Genomic DNA, 16,647 nt, shown 5'->3' with positions numbered 1-16,647 from the left:
TTCTGAAACTGGTACCAGGTGTCGCTTATCCAGGTATTGCGACTACCTGGTACCAGGTTCAGCGGCGTGGCATCCTGGCACCATGACCACCGCCGTCGAGTCCGAGGTCCGCCGTCAGGAGCTGGCGAGGTTCCTCCGCAGCCGTCGCGAGCGGATCACACCCGAGCAGGTCGGTCTTCCGATCGTGGGCCGCCGCCGGACGCCGGGGCTGCGCCGCGAAGAGGTCGCGCAGCTCGCCGGCGTCGGTGTCACCTGGTACACGTGGCTCGAACAGGGCCGCGACATCAACGCGTCCCAGCAGGTGCTGCAGGCGATCGCGCGCACGCTGCGCCTCGACCCGCACGAGCACGCCCACCTCTTCCGCCTCGCCGGCGCGCCCGACCCGGAGAGCGACAAGGACTGCCCGGTCATCACGCCGTCGATGGAGCTGATGCTCAAGAAGCTGGAGCCGTACCCGGTCGCGGTGCGCAACGCCCGCTGCGACCTGCTCGGCTACAACCGCGGCTACACGTGGCTGATGGGGGACGTCGACGCGATCCCGTTCGAGGACCGCAACACGATGGTCCAGTGCCTGCTCAACCCGGAGTGGCGCGAGCGGCTGCTCGACTGGGACACGAACATCCCGCGCGTGATCGCGTCCTTCCGCGCCGCGATGGCCGACCACGTCGCCGAGCCGGCGTGGAAGAACCTGGTCAAGCGGCTGAAAGCGGAGTCGCCGCTGTTCGCCGAGCTGTGGCCGAAGCACGACGTGAACTCCGAGCCGATCCGCACGAAGCGCTACCTGCACCCGGACGTCGGGCTGCTGCGGTTCAACTTCACGTACCTCTACTGCGGCCGCCGCTCGGAGGTCACGATGACGACCTACACCCCGGCCGACGAGGAAACGGCGGAGAAGCTGCCCCTCATGTTCGACTGACGACGTACGCCGAGAGCCGCTCTGGGACGGACGCGCCGACCGGCCGCGACCGGTAGCTTTCGCGGCATGAGATGGCCGCCGTGGGTGGGGCGTGTGGTGCGCACCGTCGTCGTCCTGGGCTTCGTGCTCGGGGCGACGAGCGCGTCGTCGCGGTGGCAGCCCGGCGCGTCGCCGCTGACCCCGCTCGGTGCCGCGTGGCTGGCCGGGACCGTGCTGACGTTGCTGCTCGTCCACCGCTTCCCGCTCACGCTCTTCCTGGTCACGGCGGCTTCGGCACTGGGTTACTACTCCTCCGGGCTGCCCGGTGGCCCGGTCATCGTCGTGCCGACCATCGCGTTGTTCGTGCTGACCCGGCAGCGCGGGCCGCTCACCGCGGGCAGCACCGGCGCCGCCGCGCTGGTCGTGGCCTACGTCGTGCACGTCGTCACGACCCGGTCGTTGGCGCTGGAGCTGGGCGCCGGGTTCGTCGTCGTGTGGCTGGTCGCCGTCATCGGCGTCGGGACCGCCGTCCGCTACCAGCTCGACGCGCTCGCCGCCCGCCGCGAGCAGGCCGACGAGCACCGGCACCGGCTCGCCGAGCAGGAACGGCTGCGGATCGCCCGCGAGGTGCACGACGTCGTCGCGCACAGCCTCGCCATGATCAACGTCCAGGCCGGGGTCGCCGCGCACGTCGCCGACCGGCGCCCCGAACAGGCGAAAGAGGCGCTGCTCAACATCAAGGAGGCCAGCGCGTCCGCGCTGAAAGACCTCCGCGCGACCCTGGCCGTGCTGCGCTCCGGAGAGGACAAGGCGCCCGCGCCGAGCCTCGCCCAGGCCGGCGAGCTGCTGGCCCACGCGCGCGACGCCGGGCTCACGGTCGACGTCCACGGCGAGGCCGTCGACCTCCCGGCGCCCGTCGACGCGGCCGCGTACCGGATCCTGCAGGAGTCGCTGACCAACGTCGTCCGGCACGCCGACCAGCCGGAACGCGTCGACGTCCGGTTCGAAAGACGACCGGGGTCGTTCACGCTGCGGGTCCGGGACGACGGCCGCGGGACCGCCCGGCCGACCCCGGGCCACGGCCTGCGCGGGATGTCCGAACGCGCCGCGGCACTCGGCGGGCGGTGCACCGCCGGCCCGGTCGACGGCGGTTTCGAAGTGTGCGTCGAGCTACCGATCGAGGGAGAAGCATGATCCGCGTCCTGCTGGCCGACGACCAGGTCCTGGTCCGCGCCGGGTTCCGCGTGCTGCTGGAGACCGAGGACGGCTTCGAGGTCGTCGGCGAGGCAGGCGACGGCGAACAGGCCGTCGCGCTCGCGATCGAGCACCGGCCCGACATCGTCGTGATGGACATCCGGATGCCGGGGGTCGACGGCCTCGAAGCCACCCGCCGGATCACCGCGAACCCCGACCTCGGCGGGACGAAGGTGCTGGTCCTGACCACCTTCGACGTCGACGAATACGTCTACGAGGCGCTGCGCGCGGGCGCGAGCGGGTTCCTGCTCAAGGACACCGAGCCGGTGGAGCTGCTGCGCGCGCTGCGGGTCGTGGCGAGCGGGGAAGCGCTGCTGGCGCCGACCGTGACGCGCCGCCTGATCCAGGAGTTCGTGGGCCGCCCGGAGCACCGGCGCATCGACACGAGCGCGGTCCGCGAGATCACCGACCGCGAGCGCGAGGTGCTGGGCCTGGTCGCGGGCGGCCTGTCGAACGACGAAATAGCCGCCCACCTGGTGATCTCGACGGCGACGGCGCGCACGCACGTCAGCCGCATCATGACGAAGATCGGGGCACGGGACCGGGCCCAGCTGGTGGTGCTGGCCTACGAGTCGGGGCTGGTCACCCCACGTCACTCCGCCTGACCCGGCGCACCAGCCGCACGGCGCGGACCAGGAACACCACGGCCAGGACGGCGACCAGGCAGATCCAGACCATGTCGCCTCCTCTCGGACCCGATGCTCTGTCCAGAAGGCGTCCGGCAACGGGAGGGCGTTCACCGACACGGCGGAAGTCACACCTTCGGGCTAAACGCGGGGCGGTCCCCCGTTATCCTCGGCGGGTGATCTCTTACGCGCAGAACGCGGAAGACGTCGTCCTCGCCCGCGTCTTCGCGGGGCAGGCCGGCGGGCGCTACGTCGACCTCGGCGCCGGCGACCCCGTGGTCGCGTCGGTCACCAAGCACTTCTACGACCTCGGCTGGCGGGGCATCAACGTCGAGCCGATCCCGGCCAAGGCCCGTGAGCTGCGCAGCGCGCGCCCGGACGACCTGACCCTGCAGGTCGCGGTCGGGGCCGCGCCCGGCACCGCCAAGCTGCACGTCGTCGAGGACGAATGGGGCTGGTCGACCCTCGACGACGACCTGGCGGTCCGCTACCGCGACGACCGCCGCTGGCAGGTGGGCGCCCTCGAAGTGGAGCTGACCACGCTCGCGGACATCCTCGACGCCCACCCCGGTCCGGTCGACTTCCTGAAGATCGACGTGGAGGGCGCCGAACGCGCGGTGATCGAGGGCGCGGACTGGACCCGCCACCGGCCGCGAGTGCTCGTCGTCGAGGCGACCGAACCGGGCTCGCCGAAGCCGACGCACGAGCAGTGGGAGCCGATGCTGCTCGACGCGGGCTACCGCTGCGCGTTGTTCGACGGACTCAACCGCTTCTACGGCCGGGCCGACGACACCGACGTACTGGCCGCGTTGTCGGCGCCCGCGAACGTGTTCGACGAATACGAGCCGTACGAGCACGCCCGGTTGCGCGAGGAGTTCGCGGCGGCGCAGGCGAGCCGCCCCGCCGAGGTCGGCTACATCCGGCGGCTCGAAGAGACCGTGGCCGAGGCGCAACGCGCCCGCACCGAGCTCGGGCTGGAGCTGGCGGAAGCCCGGCGCGAGCTGGAGCAGGCCGGCCGTGCCGTCGAGGAGAGCCGGCGCCGGGCCGCCGCTCTCGAACACCGCGTGTCCGAGCTGGAAGGCCGGCTCTCCCGACGCTGACGGCTCAGCGCCGCATCCGTGGCCGGACGCCGTCGCGGGCCAGCTCGGCCAGCCGCCGGTTGATCACCTTCGCGACCGCCGCCGGGCTGCAGAAGTCGCGGATCGCCTCGATCGCCTTCGCGCCCATTTCCGCGCGGAGCCGCGGGCTGTCGGCGAGCTTGCGCAGCCAGCGCGCGGCCTGGTCGACGTCCGCGTCCGCCCACAGCTGCCCGACCGTGTACCAGTCGCCGAACTCGGCACCGAACTTGTGGTCGTGCGGGGTGATCGGCCGGGCGTGGTAGCCGACGACCGCCGCCGCGCCGGGCGGCATGAAGTCGATGTTGCCGCCGAAGCCGGTCGCCACCACCGGCTTGCCCATGGCCATCGCTTCGGCCATGCCCAGCCCGAAGCCTTCGGAGCGGTGCAGCGACGTGTAGACGTCGCAGGTGGCGAGCAGCGTGTCCATGTCCGCGCGGGACATCTCGCGCCGCAGCAAAGTTCCGTCGACCGAGGCGACCGCCGCGCTCAGGGAGGCGTCCAGGTCCGGGAAGCGCTGCAGGTCGTTGGCCTTGAGCACCAAGTGGGCCTTCGTGCCGCGCTCCTCCGGCGGGAACGCCCGGCGGAACGCCTCGATCACCGCCCACGGGTTCTTGCGGGCGTCGCTCGACGACGCGCTGAAGGTGAACAGCACGATGAGGCCGTCCTCGGGGAGGCCGAACTTCGCGCGGTTCCCGGTGACGTCCGGGGCCTGGGGAACGACGTTGGGCACCACGGTGATCGGGATGTCGGTGACCGTGCGGAACGAGTCCGAGACGAACTGGGAGATCAGCCACAGCTCGTCGATGCCCGGCAGGTGCGGCAGCGCGTGGACCGGTGGCTCCGGCAGTTCCCAGGCCCACACGGCGATCGTGTAGCGGTCGAGTGCGTGCTCGGGGATCAGCTGCCACTCGTTGACGTTCACGATCCAGAGGTCGAGGTCGAACTCCTTGCCCCGGCGCAGGGCGGTGATGTCCGGCGGCACCTCGATCGTGCGGAACGGCGCTTGGCTGTTGAACTCCGTGAACGTCATCTCGGTACCGCTCGCGGCCATCGCCTGGACGTACCGGCGAGCGGACTCGGACAGCCCGGTCGTGGCGCGGACGTCGGCGAAGACGTTCACGCCGTGCCGCGGCGTTTCCGGTGGCGCGACGAAGTTTTCCGCCGCTTCGATCGCGTCGGCGTAGCCCTGCGCGGCGATCGGCCAGGTGGCGTTCTCCCCGGTCCACTTCCGCGCGAGCTCGCCGGCCGCGCGCAGTTCTTCCGGCCAGCACATCCCGCGTTCCAGCAACCGGTACAGCTCGGCCGCTTCGCCCGCCGGCGACGTCGGCACGGTCCAGCAGAACGAACTGTCGTAGTGCCGGTGCTGCGGCAGGTTGCTGGTGATCACCACGCGCCCGGCGCCGAAGGCCCGCAGCATCGTGCCGCTGGTTTCACCCGCCGTCGGCCACCGCAGGCTGAGCACGGCGTCCGCGGCCAGGATCAGGTCGTCGAGGCGGTCTTCCGCCGGCGACAGTTCGAAGTGGACGGACTCGGCGAACCCGCTCTGGGCGACCACCTGCCGCACCTGGTCGAGCAGCACCGGGTCCCCGGCGTGGCCGGCGATCACCAGCCGCGCGTTCGGCCAGCGGCGGCGCAGCTCGGCGAAGGCCAGCACGGCGGCCGTGACCCGCCGGTGCCCGGCCAGGCTGCCGAAGACGCCGAAGACGACCAGGTCGTCGGTCCAGCCCAGCCCGGCCCGCACCGGCTCGCGGCGCGCGGGATCGGGCAGCAGCGCGCCGTGTGGCACGGTGTGCACCGGGATTCCGGGATACCTGGCCCGGAGGAACCCGGCGGTGTGCGGGTCGTGCACCACCACGCCACGGCTGCCGGTGACGAGCCGGCGTTCCAGCGTCAGCGTCGCGTGGTCGAGTGTCTTGACGCCGTCGACCTCGATGGCAGGCAAGCCGTGCAGCAGCGCCGGGTCGTGCTGGTGCCCCCAGATCGGGCCGTGCGCGTATCGCACTTCTTCGCGGAACGCCGCCGAGGCCACGCTGCCCAGGATCCCGGCGTGGAAGTCCAGCAGTGACGGGTCGTGCAGCACCACGACACCCGGGGCCGCGATCGCCTGGCGGTAGATCCCGCCGTGGACGCCGGCGTGGTTGCCGACGTGGTAGATCGGCACGCCTTCGCTCGGCTCGCCCGCGCCGAGCAGCCGCACGCCGGTGGGGACCCGGGCACCCGGCGCGTCGGTCATCGCGGCGACGTCGAGGAGCTCGGACAGGGCTTCGGTCAGGTGGTAGCTGTAGTCCGCGATCCCGCTGGTCCGCGGCGGCAGCGGGGTCCACATCGTGGCGCGGGCGCACGAACCCTTCATCGCCGGGCGATCAGGCACAGGCGCTCACCCAGTCCCTCGGCAGTGGTCACCTCGCGGACCTCGACCTCCGGGAAGCCCGCCGCTTCGGCGACGAACCGGAGGTACACCGGATGCAACGGCTTCTGCGCGAAGGGGTCCAGCTGGTACTCCGTCACCGCGTCGGTGCCGGGCGTCTCCACCAGCAGGACACCACCGGGCTGCAGCGCAGTCGCGGCCAGATCGGCGAAGCGCGCGAGGGCGTCCGGCGTCAGGCGCTCGGCGAAACGGAACGCGGTCACCGCGCCCAGCGTGCGGGACGGCACCGCCGCCAGCGCGGCCAGGGGCTCCTGCGCGTCGACGTCGAGGCCGAGCCCCGCGCAGCGCTGCCGGACCAGCTTGTTGTCCGACGCCGCCAGGTACGGCACCGATGCCGAGCGGAGCACCTCGAGCCATTCGCCGCGGCCCGGCGCGACGTCGAACACCGGACCGGTCGCACCGGCTTCCCGCGTCGCCGTGATCAGCGGCAGGTGTGTCTTGCGGGCTTCGCGCACGCGGCTTTCCGGACCGTCGAGCAGCTGCGAGAGCGCGAGTCCGAGGAACGACTCGCGATCGGCGACATCCACGGCGACCTCGGTGACCGCGGCCCCGGTCCGGACGCGGTCGAGCGCGACGTCCAGCTGGGCGTGGCGCAGCCGGACGTCGGCCGACGCCGACGTCAGCGCGGCGACCTGCGCCTCGAGCGCCTTCAGCCGCAGCTCGGTGTCGTCCGCGTGCTCGGCCGTCTCCGCCTGCTGCAGCTTCAGCTCGGACAACTGCGATTCGATCCGGCCCAGACCCGCGTAGAGCCGCTGGTTCAGGCCGGCGGTCATGGTCCGGTCCTGTTGCCGGAGCTGCTCGACCTCGTGCGCCAGCTCGGCGTGGCGGACGGCGTCGGGCGGCAGCTCGCGCTGAGCGTGGTGCACGGCGGCGAGTGCGTCCCGGATGGCCAGGTTGGCCTCGATCTGCCACTTCACCTGGCGCTTCCACAGGAACCGGAGAGCCAAGCGGCCGAGCAGGTCGGTCCGGCGCAGCGGCAGGTGCAGCTCGCGGTGTTCGTCGAGGCGGGCCAGCGCGGCGGCCAGCTGGTCAGAAGACATGCACAGTCCCACAGTTCGGCGCGGTCATCGGTTGAGCTCGCGGAAGATGTTCTGCTGCACGGCGGGCGTAAGCATCGAGGCGGCTCCCGCGATGAGCCCCCGTTCGGCGAACTCGACCACCACGACGTCGCTGCGCGCGAGCAGCCCGGCGATCGCGGCGCCGCCGTCCTGGTCGGACGTGCTGTAGTGCATGGCGGTCAGGTCCCGGAACGTGGCGGCCAGGTACGGCAGCGTGCGGATGGTGAACGAGTCGCCGAGCCACGCCGTGCGGAGCCCGTAGGTGCCCGTCCCGGACGCGGTGTCGGTGTGCACCGGCGGGATGTAGTCGGCGGGCATCGTGCGGGTGAGGTCGGTCCGGCCGTCGGGCATCAGCGCGTAGTGCGTGCCGTCGGTCAGCCCGGTCCGGCCGATCAGCCGCGGCAGGTCGGCCGGCACTTCCCAGTTCTCCTTCGGCTGGACGCGCCAGCTCCCGGTGATGCCCGGCCGCAGCTTTTCGGTGACCTCGCGGACCGCGGTGACCGCGCCCTCGTCGTTCCAGTGGGCGTCCTGCGGGCCGTACAGCGGCTGACCCTTGCGGTTCGCCCAGTCCTGCAAGGGGCCACGGAGGTCGACCATGAAGTTCTCGGCGTCCACGTGGCGCCAGAAATCGTTCTGGACGGCGTCGTGACAGTCCTTGCCCAGGTAGTTGTCGGGCATGTGCTGCGGGACCATGGTCGCTTTGTCCGGCGCGACGACGACCACGAGCTGGCGGCCCGAAGCTTCGATGCCGTCGCGGAAGCGGCGCAGCCGGTCGAAGGTGGTGTCCAGGCTTTCGGCCGGCACGCAGTGGCTGGTGACCTCGTCGCCCAGGTAGAGCCAGCCGTCCTTGCCCTCGATCACGGTGGGGAACTGCCGCGGGTCGATCTTGGTGCTGTCCGGGACCTGCAGCGGACCCTGCTGGTGTTCCTGGTTCAGCGGCGGCGGTTCGCCGAACACGCCCCGGCTGATGGCGTCGGCGGCGTGCACCGCCTGCTCGCGCAGCACCAGGTGGTCGGTGGCCCAGTTGCCGAGCTGCGGGAAGAACGACCAGCCCTGCCCGAGGCTCGGGAACGGCGTCAGCGCGCGGTTTTCGAACTCGCCGGGCCGGGCGCCGAAGACGACCGACAGGTTCGGCGTCAGGAAGAAGACGGTCGCGCAGATCAGCGCGACCAGCTGCTTCCCGCCGTGGCGCGGCCGGTAGAGCGCGTGCTCGCGGGGCAGGAAGGCTTCGTAGACCGGCAGCATCGTCTGCTGCTGACCCCCCGGCCGCGTCACGACGTCACTCGCATCCGGCGGGCCACGGGCCGCAGCAGGCGACGGGCTCGGGCGGCCAGCGGCGACCGTGGCGGCGGTTCGGGAGCTCGCCGGGCGAGCCACGTCTGGTGCGCTTCGCCCAGTCGTTCCCGCAGCCACGCCACGGTGACGTCGGCCGCGTGCGTGCGCAGGATGTGCTCTCGCGCGGCTGCACCGCGCTTTCGGGCTTCGGCCGGATCATCGGCGACGGCCCGCATCGCCGCGGCCGCCGCGTCGAGGTCCGGGTCGGCCCAGCGGCCGTCACCGCGGTACGGCGGCCAGCCCGGGCCGACCTCCGTCATGGTGTACGGCACCGGCCAGCCGGACGCCGGCCCGAAGAACTCGGTCGTGCTCGAATAGTCCGTCGCGATCACCGGCAGCCCCCTGACCATCGCCTCGGCCACCGTCAGCCCGAACCCCTCGCTCCGGTGCAGTGACACGTAGGCGTCGGTTCCGGCATACAGGGCGTCGAGTTCGGCTGTCGTGAGGTAGCGCTCCACGAGCTCGATCCGCGCGTCGCCGTCGATCGCGCGCCGGAGCCGTTCGACCGCCGCCGTGTTCCGGTGGCCGTTGGTCGCCTTCAGTACGAGGTGGACGTCTTCGCGGCCGGGGAAGGCGCGGCGGAACGCCTCGACCACACCCCACGGGTTCTTCCGGCCGCCGGTCGAGTTGAAGTCGAAGACGAAGAGGAACCGCGTGCCCGGACCCGGTTCGCGGACCACCGGGCCCGGGTCGGGCACCGGCACCGGAATGGTCCGGACCGGCACCGGCGAGTGCGCGGCGATCGCCCGGGTCGCGAACTCGCTGGGCGTCCAGATTTCGTCGACGAACGCGAAGCCGTCGTGCATCTCGGCCGGGAAGTCCTCCAGCTCCCACGCCCACAACCCGATCCGGTACCTGCCGGCGGTCGCGTCCGGGTGGCTGTCGACGACCACCCTGGTGAAGTCGGAGTTGACCGTCAGCAAGCTGACCCCGAACCGCGGCGGCCCCACGCTTTCCGGCGCGGCCAGCCCGGTGCGCACCGAGCCGGAGATGGACCGCTCTTCGACGACCGACGCCATCGGGATCCCGGCCCGGACGATCATCCGCTGGATCAACCGGGCCATCTCGCCGAGCCCGAGCTCGGCGGTGAGGAAGCCGACGACGTTGACCCCGAAGTCTTCGACGGGCGCCAGCGGCGTCGCGGCGGGCACCGGCACGGCCCACTCCGGAAGCACGCCTTCCGCGACGCCGTGGGTCGCGCACCACTGCCGGAAGCCGGGCGCGTTTTCGCCACGCGGGTGCGGGAAAACCGCCTGCAGGTCGATGCGGGCGCGCCAGACCTCCGCCGCCAGCCGGGTCATCCCGCCCGCGGCGTCGACCGGGTTCGCCGGCTCGGCCAGCCACGCCCGGAACGCGCGGCCGCCGTCGTCGCCGAAGGGATGCGGTGGGAGCTTCTCGGCCGGCTGGTCCGGCAGTTCCGTGCGCAGCCAGGCGTCGTGGTAGAGCTGCCGCATCTGCGGAGTGAGCGGAGAACCGTCCGGCAGCGCGGAAAACCGGCCGTCGCCGGCCTGTGTGGTGCCCACGCGGGCGCCGTAGGCGTCACACAACCGGCGGAGGACCGGGTCGGCGGACAGCCGCACCCGCGGCCGTGCCGCGCAGTCGGTCGTCAGCAACCAGGGCGTTTCGGGGGCGTAGCCGCGAAAGGCGATGAACCGGCTTTCGGACGGCGAGCGCTCGTGCAGGTTCCAGTAGCCGACGGCCAGCCCGGGGTCACGGACGACCAGGTGCTCGAACGGGCCGGGCAGCAGGTCCGGCCAGCGCCAGGTCGTCGCGCGGAGCGGGGGACGGCGGCGGGCCCGATCGGCCCAGTGGTCGAGGAACGGCTGGGCGGCGGGCCCGGCGGCGAGGAAGCCGTCGTAGACGCCCGGCACGTCTTCGGGTTCCAGGCCGTCCCGGGGGAGCGGGGCCAGCAGCGCGGCCGCGACGACCAGGCCGTGGTCCACCGCGAGCGCGCTGACGTCCTCGAAGGGCGCGTGGACCTCGATGTCGGCGTCCAGCAGCACCGCGACGTCGAACCGCTCCAGCAAGGTGCGCAGCAGCAGCGGCCGCAGCACGTCGACGAGATCGGCACCGGCGTGGCAGGTGACCAGCCGGAAGTACTCCTCCGGATCGAGACCGAGCTCACCGGGCACGGTGTCGCCGTCGGCCACGAGCACGGTGAAGTCGTGGCCGGGGTGGTGTGCGCGGTACGACCCGGCCAGCACCTCGGCGGCGGCGAGGCGGTCCCGGGTGACCACGGTGCAGGCGACGAACCGGCTGCCCGCCATGTCAGCTGTTGGCGGGCAGCTCTGCCAGCTGCTTCGCGAGGATCTCGTCGAAAGCTCGGGAGACACCGGACATGTCCGCACCGTTCACCTGCACGCGGACCACCGTCTGCTTGTGCACGTAGTGGGCGCGGATCAGGGCGCTGCCGTCTTCCTTGACCAGCTGCATGATGTCGACACCCGGGGGCGTCGTGCCCGTGTACTTGCCGAGCTTGTACTTCGCCTGCAGCTCGCCGAGCTTCTCGACCGTGTTCGCCGCGGCGGAGGCGCCGGAGGTCTTGACCGTGACCACCACGACCGTCACGCCGGAGGGCAGGTTCGACACCGACATCCGCGCGGTCGTGGGGTCGGCCGAGGCGACGGCGGCGTTCTCCTCGTCGGTGAGAACCTTGCGTGCCTCGAAGTCGTCGAACTTGGCGAAGTCGGTGGTTTCCTTGATGTCGCCGGGGAGCTTGGCGATCTCGAGGTCGTCCTTCGGCTTCTGGGTCGGGGGCGGCGGCGCCGTGGACGACTGCGCGACCGGCGGTGTCGGCTGGTTGCCGCCGGAGAAGAGGAAGTAGCCGCCGACACCGAGCCCGGCCAGCACGACGACCGCGACGATGATCGCGATGATCTTCTTGCTGCCCTTGGCCGGAGTGGTCTCGAACGAGGGTTCCGGTCCCTGACCGACCCAGCTGGTGTCGGCGGGGAAGTCCGAGCCACCCCATGGCGTGCTCGTGTTCTGGGCGGGCGCGGCCCACGGCAGCTGCTGGTTCGGCCCGGACATGCTCGGTGGCGGTGCGTACTGCGGCGGGGGCTGCTGGGCCGGGAAGCCGCCCGAACCGTGGCCACCCTGGTAACCACCGGCGGTGGCCTGCGGCGGCACCCCCGGCACGACCTGCGTCCGGTCGGCGTCGCCCTGGCCGGCGGGCGCCCAGCCCTGCGGGGCGGGCCCCTGCGAGACGGCCTGGGTGCGCTCGCCGTCACCGAACGACGTGTTGACGATCTGGGTCTGGTCGCCCGACGGCGCCGGAGGCTGCGGCTGGCCGGGCGGCGGGGTCACCGGGGCGATGATGTGGGTGCTCTCCGCGTCGCCGGTCCCGGTCTGGCTGGGCTGGGGATCGGCGTTGACTGCCGCGGAAAGGACGCCGTCTCGCCGCAGCCGGTAGTCGTCGGCCGAGATCCGGCCCGCGGCCAGCTCCTCGTCCAACTGGCGTAGTTGCTCCTGCCAGGACAAACCCGGCCCCCTTCGTGTCAGCGTTGCCAGCCCAGCCGGCTCCCGCATCATTGTGCACTCAGCCCTGCTCGCGGAGGTCCAGAGGGTCGGTTCGGGACCCGCTCGGCCTCAGCTGACCGGGAGCACCGCTTCGAGTGCGTCCACGGCCTTGTCGAGTTCGCTGCTCAGCCCCGCCTGACCTCGGTACGGCTCGGCGATCCCGATGCTCACGACGTTGCTGCCCGACCCGTACCAGGTGGTGTTCAGGAAGGTGGCGCCGTCCCTGCCCGAGACCGTGCGCAACGGCGACTGGACCGACCGGAAGCCACCCGTCAGCGCGTCCTGGTAGAGCTTCTCGACGACGGTCTGCGCGTTGCCCGGGCTGCTCGTCGGCACGACCAGGACCAGATACGAGACGTCACCGTCGGCCGCGCCCCGGTAGATCACCTTGGTGGCTCCGTTGGCGTTCAGCAGGTCCGCGGTCGATGCCGGGTAGAGGCCCAGTTCCAGGCCCTTCGCCACCGACATGGTCGAGTTGTTGGGATTCTGCTTGCCCGGCATCTGCGGCACCCGGTCGTCCAGCGGCGGGGTGCGGGTCGAGTCGGACGCGGACGACGGCGCGTTCGCCTCGGGCGCGGGATCCGAGCCGGAACCGATCCACGCGGTCACCCCGACGATCATCGCCAGGACCAGGAGCACGCCCAGCGCGAGGAAGAGCCAGGTCGGCCGCCGCGCGCCCGGCTCGTCCGAGCGGTGCTTCCCCGGCTCGTCCGGCGCGGGCGGCGCCGGGGCCGCGCCGGGCGGATACGGTGGCGGGAACCGGCTGACCTGGGGCCGGTCCGGAACCGCGCCCTCGACCGTCAGGTACCGGGTCGGCGTGATGTCGGCCGGGCTCGGCGCGGTGGTCAGGTGATCCGCGACGGGCGGAACGTTGATCCCCGTGCGCTGCCACGGCGGCACGGGCGGAGTCTGGCGGACCGGCGGACGGATGGGTGGCTGGTAGCCGGGCGGGTTCGACGGCGTGTCGAGCCGCTGTGCCGGCGCGGCCTCCGGCTGTGCGGCGGGGTTCTTGCTCTGCCAGGCGGTCGCCGGTCGGCGCAGCGGTGACGGGACGGGCGATGGCACGGTCGAACCGGAAGCCTGCGCGAGCAGTTCGTCCCGCTGTTTGCGGTGGGCGGCGGGTTCGATGCGCCCGGCCGCCAGGTCCGCGTCCAGCTGGCGCAGGTCTTCCTGCCAGCTCATGAGTAGACCCCCCATCCACCGTTCGGGGCATCAGTCTGGCACGCGTGGCCGACCTGTGAGGTGCTGTTCGAGGTTGATCGGCAACGTAGCGCACGGGACGCGGTTTCGGGAGTACTCGACGGAGACCAGCCGATCGCCGTCTTGCGGCGACCGATCCGGCGGCCCGCGGGCGACCGTCACCTCTTCGGCCCCGGAAACTGTCGTACATATGTTCTAAAATGGGCGTTGTCCAGGGGAGATGCCACCCGTGTGCGCGGGTGGCGTGATGGAGGAAGGCAGGGCCATGGCCTACATCACCCTGCCCACGTTCGTGGGCTACAGCGCGAGTTCCGGTCCGTCGCGGTCGTCGTTCGTCCGGCGGCAGCGCCGGCTTTACGAGGACCCGGCGCGGGCCGCGTTCAACTACTACCGGCGGGCGGCCAACGCCGTGCGGTCCGGACGGGCGGCGGGGCAGGACGAGGTGGCGCTGCGCGCGCTCGTCAACGCCGCCGACGAACGGGCGAAACCGCACTACGCCGCCATCGCCGACGGGTGGCTGCGGTACCTCGGGCGGAAGTCGCCGCGGCTGGTGGAGGTCGGGCGTGGCCGGTGCCGGATCGGGGAGCTCGAAATCGGCGTCAGCCCGCAGCTCGGGCTGCGCAAGAGCGACGGGCGCCGGTACGCCACCTGGCTCTACTTCAAGGAGGAGCCGCTGACGAAGGACTCCGCGCAGCTCGCGTTGTGGGTGCTGGAACAGGCGATGCCGGACGTCCTGCCGGGCGGGCACGCGCTGGTGGTCGACGTCCGCCGGAGCAAGGAGTTCCAGCTCTCCGCCCGCGACCGTGACCGGCTGCGGCCCTGGGCCCGCAGCGAGGCGTCGGCGTTCCTGACGCTCTGGGACGCCGCCTGAGCCGGGGAGGCGCCGGGACCGTCCAGCGCCTCCCTTAGCATCGCCCCGAGCGTTCAGGGGGGCGACGATGAGACTGGTCGCGGGGCGGTACGCGATCTCGGCCGAGCTGGGCCGGGGCGGCATGGGCGTCGTCTGGCGCGCCGAAGACCGGGTGCTCGGGCGGCCGGTCGCGCTGAAGGAGCTGGCCACGCCGCCGGGCACCAACCTCGAGCGGGTCATGCGCGAGGCGCGGACCGCGGGGCGGCTGAACGATCCCGGCGTCGTCACGGTCTACGACGTCGTCAGCGAACACGGCGCCACCTTCATCGTCATGGAGCTCGTCGTCGCGCCGACGCTCGCCGACCTCGTCGGCCGGGAAGGGCCGCTGGCGAACGACCGCGTCGCCGCCATCGGCCTGCAGGTCCTCGGCGCGCTGGAGAGCGCGCACGCGGCCGGCGTCGTGCACCGGGACGTCAAGCCCAGCAACATCATGGTGCTGCCCGGCGACCGCGTGAAGCTCGCCGACTTCGGTATCGCACGGGCGATGGACGACCCGGCGCTCACGCAGACCGGCGGCGTCATGGGCTCGCCCGGCTACATGGCGCCCGAGCTGTTCGCCGGCGCCGGGCCGTCGCCCGCGTCGGACCTGTGGTCGCTCGGCGCCACGCTGTTCCACGCCGCGGAAGGGCGGGCGCCGTTCCAGCGCACCACCACGGCCGCGACCCTGCACGCGATCATGTACGACCAGCCCGTGCTGGAGCGCTGCCGCGGCCCGCTCGCCGAGGCCGTCCGCGGGCTGCTCACGCAGTCCACTTCGGACCGGCTGGGTGCGCCGGCACTGCGGCGGCTGCTGGAAACCGCGCGTACCGCGATCACCGACTCGCCGACGCAGGCGGTCGACCCGGCCGCGCTGCCGACGATCGTCTTCGAGCCGGTGACGGCGAAGGTCGCCGCGCCGTCACCGACCACTGTGGACTGGAAGCCGCCGCGGAAGAAGCGGCTCCCGCTCGTGCTGACGGGCGTCGCGGCGGCCGTCGTCGCCGCGCTGGGCGCGATCTTCCTGCTTAAGCCCGCCGGCGCCACGCCGGTGGCCGCGAGTGCCCCGGGCCCCGCGTCGACGTCGTCGCCCGCGACCCCGACGACAACCACGAAGCACAGCACCAAGAAGCCGACGCCGTCCCCGAGCAAGCCCGCGAGTTCGGTCGCGCCGCCGTCGACCACCGCGGGCCGGCCGCCGAAGCTCGAAGAGGTGCCGCTGATCCGCTACCACCAGCCCGACGGCGGCCACTTCAGCGGCACTAAGAAGGTCGGCCCGCCGGACGGCTTCGTCAAAGAAGGCGTCTTCGGCGCACTCGTCGCTACCGACGAGCCCGGCACGCGCAAGCTGTTCGCCTGCAAGGTGAAGGACCAGAAGGACTGGTTCACCTCGCCCGACCAGAGCGGCAAGTGCGAGGGTCAGCAGCCGCTCGGCCTGCTCGGCCACATCTACGCCGACCCGCCGTCCTGGACGGGCGCGCGGGCGCTGTACCGCTGCAACGCGGGCGCGAACCACTTCGACTCGCTCGACGCCGGCTGCGAGGGCAAGACCAAGGAGTTCCTGATGGGCTACGTCATCGTCTGAAGCAACCCGGCCACCAGGTCGGGCCGGGTGACGAACGGGTGGTGCGCCACCGGCAGCTCGACGACGTCGGTCGCGCGCGCGGCCTGCTCCCGCTGCTTGGCCGGCGGGGTCGCGCGGTCCTCGGCGCAGACGACGTAGGTCGACGGGATCCGCCGCCACGCCGCCGTCGTCACCGGCTGGCCGAACACCACCTCGTTCTGCGCCGTGAGCCGGCCCGCGGCGCCGGCGTACGTGGCGTCGTCGAAGTCCTGGGCGAACAGCGGCCGCACCAGCTCCTCCCGGACGCTCGCCGTGCCGTCGCCGTGGCTGACGTGCCACGGTGGCGGTTCGCCCGTGCCGAAGCCGGCGAGTGCTTCGCCGGCTTCCGGCAGGAACGACGTGACGTAGACGAGCCGGTGCACCGCGGGGTGGTCGCCGGCCTGTGTGATCACCATCCCGCCGTAGGAATGGCCGACGAGCAGCGCCGGTTCGGCGGAGGCGTCGAGCAGCTCGCGGACGGCCGCCGCGTCGTCGCGGAGGTCGCCGCGCGGCTCGCTCTCGCAGCTCGGCAGCACCGCCGCTGAGCTGCGCAGACCGTGCTCGGCGAGTACGTCGGCCGTCGGCCGCCACCACCAGGCGCCGTCGCGGACGAAGGCACCGTGGACGAAGACGATTCGCATGGTGACAACCTGGCAGAACCCACTCGGACGAGTGAGACAGTTCGCGGCGGGCGGACGAGGACTGGACAAACCCGGAGCCGAACA

At 72.3% G+C, this 16,647-nt stretch carries 13 protein-coding genes; 6 read left to right on the top strand and 7 right to left on the bottom strand.

Annotated features, from left to right (window positions below; all coding sequences use genetic code 11):
- Positions 1-82 precede the first annotated feature (82 nt).
- The 4 genes from BT341_RS05560 to BT341_RS05545 all read left to right on the top strand — a co-directional run bounded on the left by BT341_RS05560 (position 83) and on the right by BT341_RS05545 (position 3,875).
- The gene (locus tag BT341_RS05560; RefSeq protein WP_072475241.1) at positions 83-916 is read left to right on the top strand and encodes a helix-turn-helix transcriptional regulator; all 834 of its coding nucleotides are present in this window, start codon (positions 83-85) and stop codon (positions 914-916) included.
- Between the two features lie 66 nt (positions 917-982).
- On the top strand, positions 983-2,089 hold the full coding sequence (locus BT341_RS05555; RefSeq protein WP_177328746.1) for a sensor histidine kinase: 1,107 nt from the start codon (positions 983-985) through the stop codon (positions 2,087-2,089).
- Positions 2,086-2,754 (top strand): response regulator, encoded by a 669-nt coding sequence (locus tag BT341_RS05550; protein ID WP_072475239.1) that lies wholly within the window; start codon positions 2,086-2,088, stop codon positions 2,752-2,754. Before BT341_RS05555 ends, BT341_RS05550 begins: the two co-directional genes overlap by 4 nt.
- Positions 2,755-2,951: 197 nt before the next feature.
- Positions 2,952-3,875 (top strand): FkbM family methyltransferase, encoded by a 924-nt coding sequence (locus tag BT341_RS05545; protein ID WP_072475238.1) that lies wholly within the window; start codon positions 2,952-2,954, stop codon positions 3,873-3,875.
- A 4-nt stretch (positions 3,876-3,879) separates the two neighbouring features.
- Here the strand turns inward: BT341_RS05545 and BT341_RS05540 are convergent, their stop codons facing one another.
- The 6 genes from BT341_RS05540 to BT341_RS05515 all read right to left on the bottom strand — a co-directional run bounded on the left by BT341_RS05540 (position 3,880) and on the right by BT341_RS05515 (position 13,415).
- A complete protein-coding gene (locus BT341_RS05540; protein WP_245804890.1) occupies positions 3,880-6,264 on the bottom strand; it encodes a glycosyltransferase family 4 protein in 2,385 nt (794 codons plus the stop codon).
- Positions 6,243-7,361 carry a hypothetical protein gene (locus BT341_RS05535; protein ID WP_072475236.1) on the bottom strand — a complete coding sequence of 373 codons (1,119 nt, stop codon included), beginning with the start codon at positions 7,359-7,361 and terminating at the stop codon, positions 6,243-6,245. The genes BT341_RS05540 and BT341_RS05535 overlap by 22 nt, the downstream gene beginning before the upstream one ends.
- Positions 7,362-7,385: 24 nt before the next feature.
- Positions 7,386-8,654, bottom strand: coding sequence for an alginate O-acetyltransferase AlgX-related protein (locus BT341_RS05530; RefSeq protein ID WP_245804889.1), 1,269 nt, complete (start codon positions 8,652-8,654; stop codon positions 7,386-7,388).
- The gene (locus tag BT341_RS05525; protein ID WP_072475235.1) at positions 8,651-10,981 is read right to left on the bottom strand and encodes a glycosyltransferase; all 2,331 of its coding nucleotides are present in this window, start codon (positions 10,979-10,981) and stop codon (positions 8,651-8,653) included. The genes BT341_RS05530 and BT341_RS05525 overlap by 4 nt, the downstream gene beginning before the upstream one ends.
- Position 10,982: 1 nt before the next feature.
- The gene (locus BT341_RS05520; RefSeq protein ID WP_245804888.1) at positions 10,983-12,194 is read right to left on the bottom strand and encodes a hypothetical protein; all 1,212 of its coding nucleotides are present in this window, start codon (positions 12,192-12,194) and stop codon (positions 10,983-10,985) included.
- 108 nt (positions 12,195-12,302) lie between these two features.
- Entirely contained in the window at positions 12,303-13,415 is a 1,113-nt protein-coding gene (locus BT341_RS05515) for a hypothetical protein (RefSeq protein WP_072475233.1), read from the bottom strand.
- 265 nt (positions 13,416-13,680) lie between these two features.
- Between BT341_RS05515 and BT341_RS05510 the strand changes: the two genes are divergently transcribed.
- Together BT341_RS05510 and BT341_RS05505 are read left to right on the top strand one after the other, a co-directional pair.
- Positions 13,681-14,304: a hypothetical protein gene (locus BT341_RS05510; RefSeq protein WP_245804887.1), complete on the top strand. Its 624-nt coding sequence runs from the start codon at positions 13,681-13,683 to the stop codon at positions 14,302-14,304.
- 67 nt (positions 14,305-14,371) lie between these two features.
- Complete coding sequence (locus BT341_RS05505) at positions 14,372-15,904, top strand: serine/threonine-protein kinase (protein ID WP_072475231.1); 1,533 nt, start codon at positions 14,372-14,374, stop codon at positions 15,902-15,904.
- Here BT341_RS05505 and BT341_RS05500 read toward each other — a convergent pair.
- Entirely contained in the window at positions 15,889-16,563 is a 675-nt protein-coding gene (locus tag BT341_RS05500; protein WP_072475230.1) for an alpha/beta fold hydrolase, read from the bottom strand. The genes BT341_RS05505 and BT341_RS05500 overlap by 16 nt on opposite strands.
- Positions 16,564-16,647 lie beyond the last annotated feature (84 nt).

The sequence above is a fragment of the Amycolatopsis australiensis genome (assembly GCF_900119165.1).
Classification (GTDB): Bacteria; Actinomycetota; Actinomycetes; order Mycobacteriales; family Pseudonocardiaceae; genus Amycolatopsis; species Amycolatopsis australiensis.
Note: the sequence above shows the minus strand (reverse complement) of the source record. Positions and strands in the feature narration are given on the sequence as shown.

What these genes read in the sequence shown, in the direction of transcription:
- BT341_RS05560 (WP_072475241.1), top strand. Translation starts at nt 83, where the DNA reads ATGACCACCGCCGTCGAGTCCGAGGTCCGCCGTCAGGAGCTGGCGAGG.
- BT341_RS05535 (WP_072475236.1), bottom strand. Translation starts at nt 7,361, where the DNA reads ATGTCTTCTGACCAGCTGGCCGCCGCGCTGGCCCGCCTCGACGAACAC.
- BT341_RS05550 (WP_072475239.1), top strand. Translation starts at nt 2,086, where the DNA reads ATGATCCGCGTCCTGCTGGCCGACGACCAGGTCCTGGTCCGCGCCGGG.
- BT341_RS05555 (WP_177328746.1), top strand. Translation starts at nt 983, where the DNA reads ATGAGATGGCCGCCGTGGGTGGGGCGTGTGGTGCGCACCGTCGTCGTC.
- BT341_RS05525 (WP_072475235.1), bottom strand. Translation starts at nt 10,981, where the DNA reads ATGGCGGGCAGCCGGTTCGTCGCCTGCACCGTGGTCACCCGGGACCGC.
- BT341_RS05515 (WP_072475233.1), bottom strand. Translation starts at nt 13,415, where the DNA reads ATGAGCTGGCAGGAAGACCTGCGCCAGCTGGACGCGGACCTGGCGGCC.
- BT341_RS05510 (WP_245804887.1), top strand. Translation starts at nt 13,681, where the DNA reads ATGGAGGAAGGCAGGGCCATGGCCTACATCACCCTGCCCACGTTCGTG.
- BT341_RS05500 (WP_072475230.1), bottom strand. Translation starts at nt 16,563, where the DNA reads ATGCGAATCGTCTTCGTCCACGGTGCCTTCGTCCGCGACGGCGCCTGG.
- BT341_RS05505 (WP_072475231.1), top strand. Translation starts at nt 14,372, where the DNA reads ATGAGACTGGTCGCGGGGCGGTACGCGATCTCGGCCGAGCTGGGCCGG.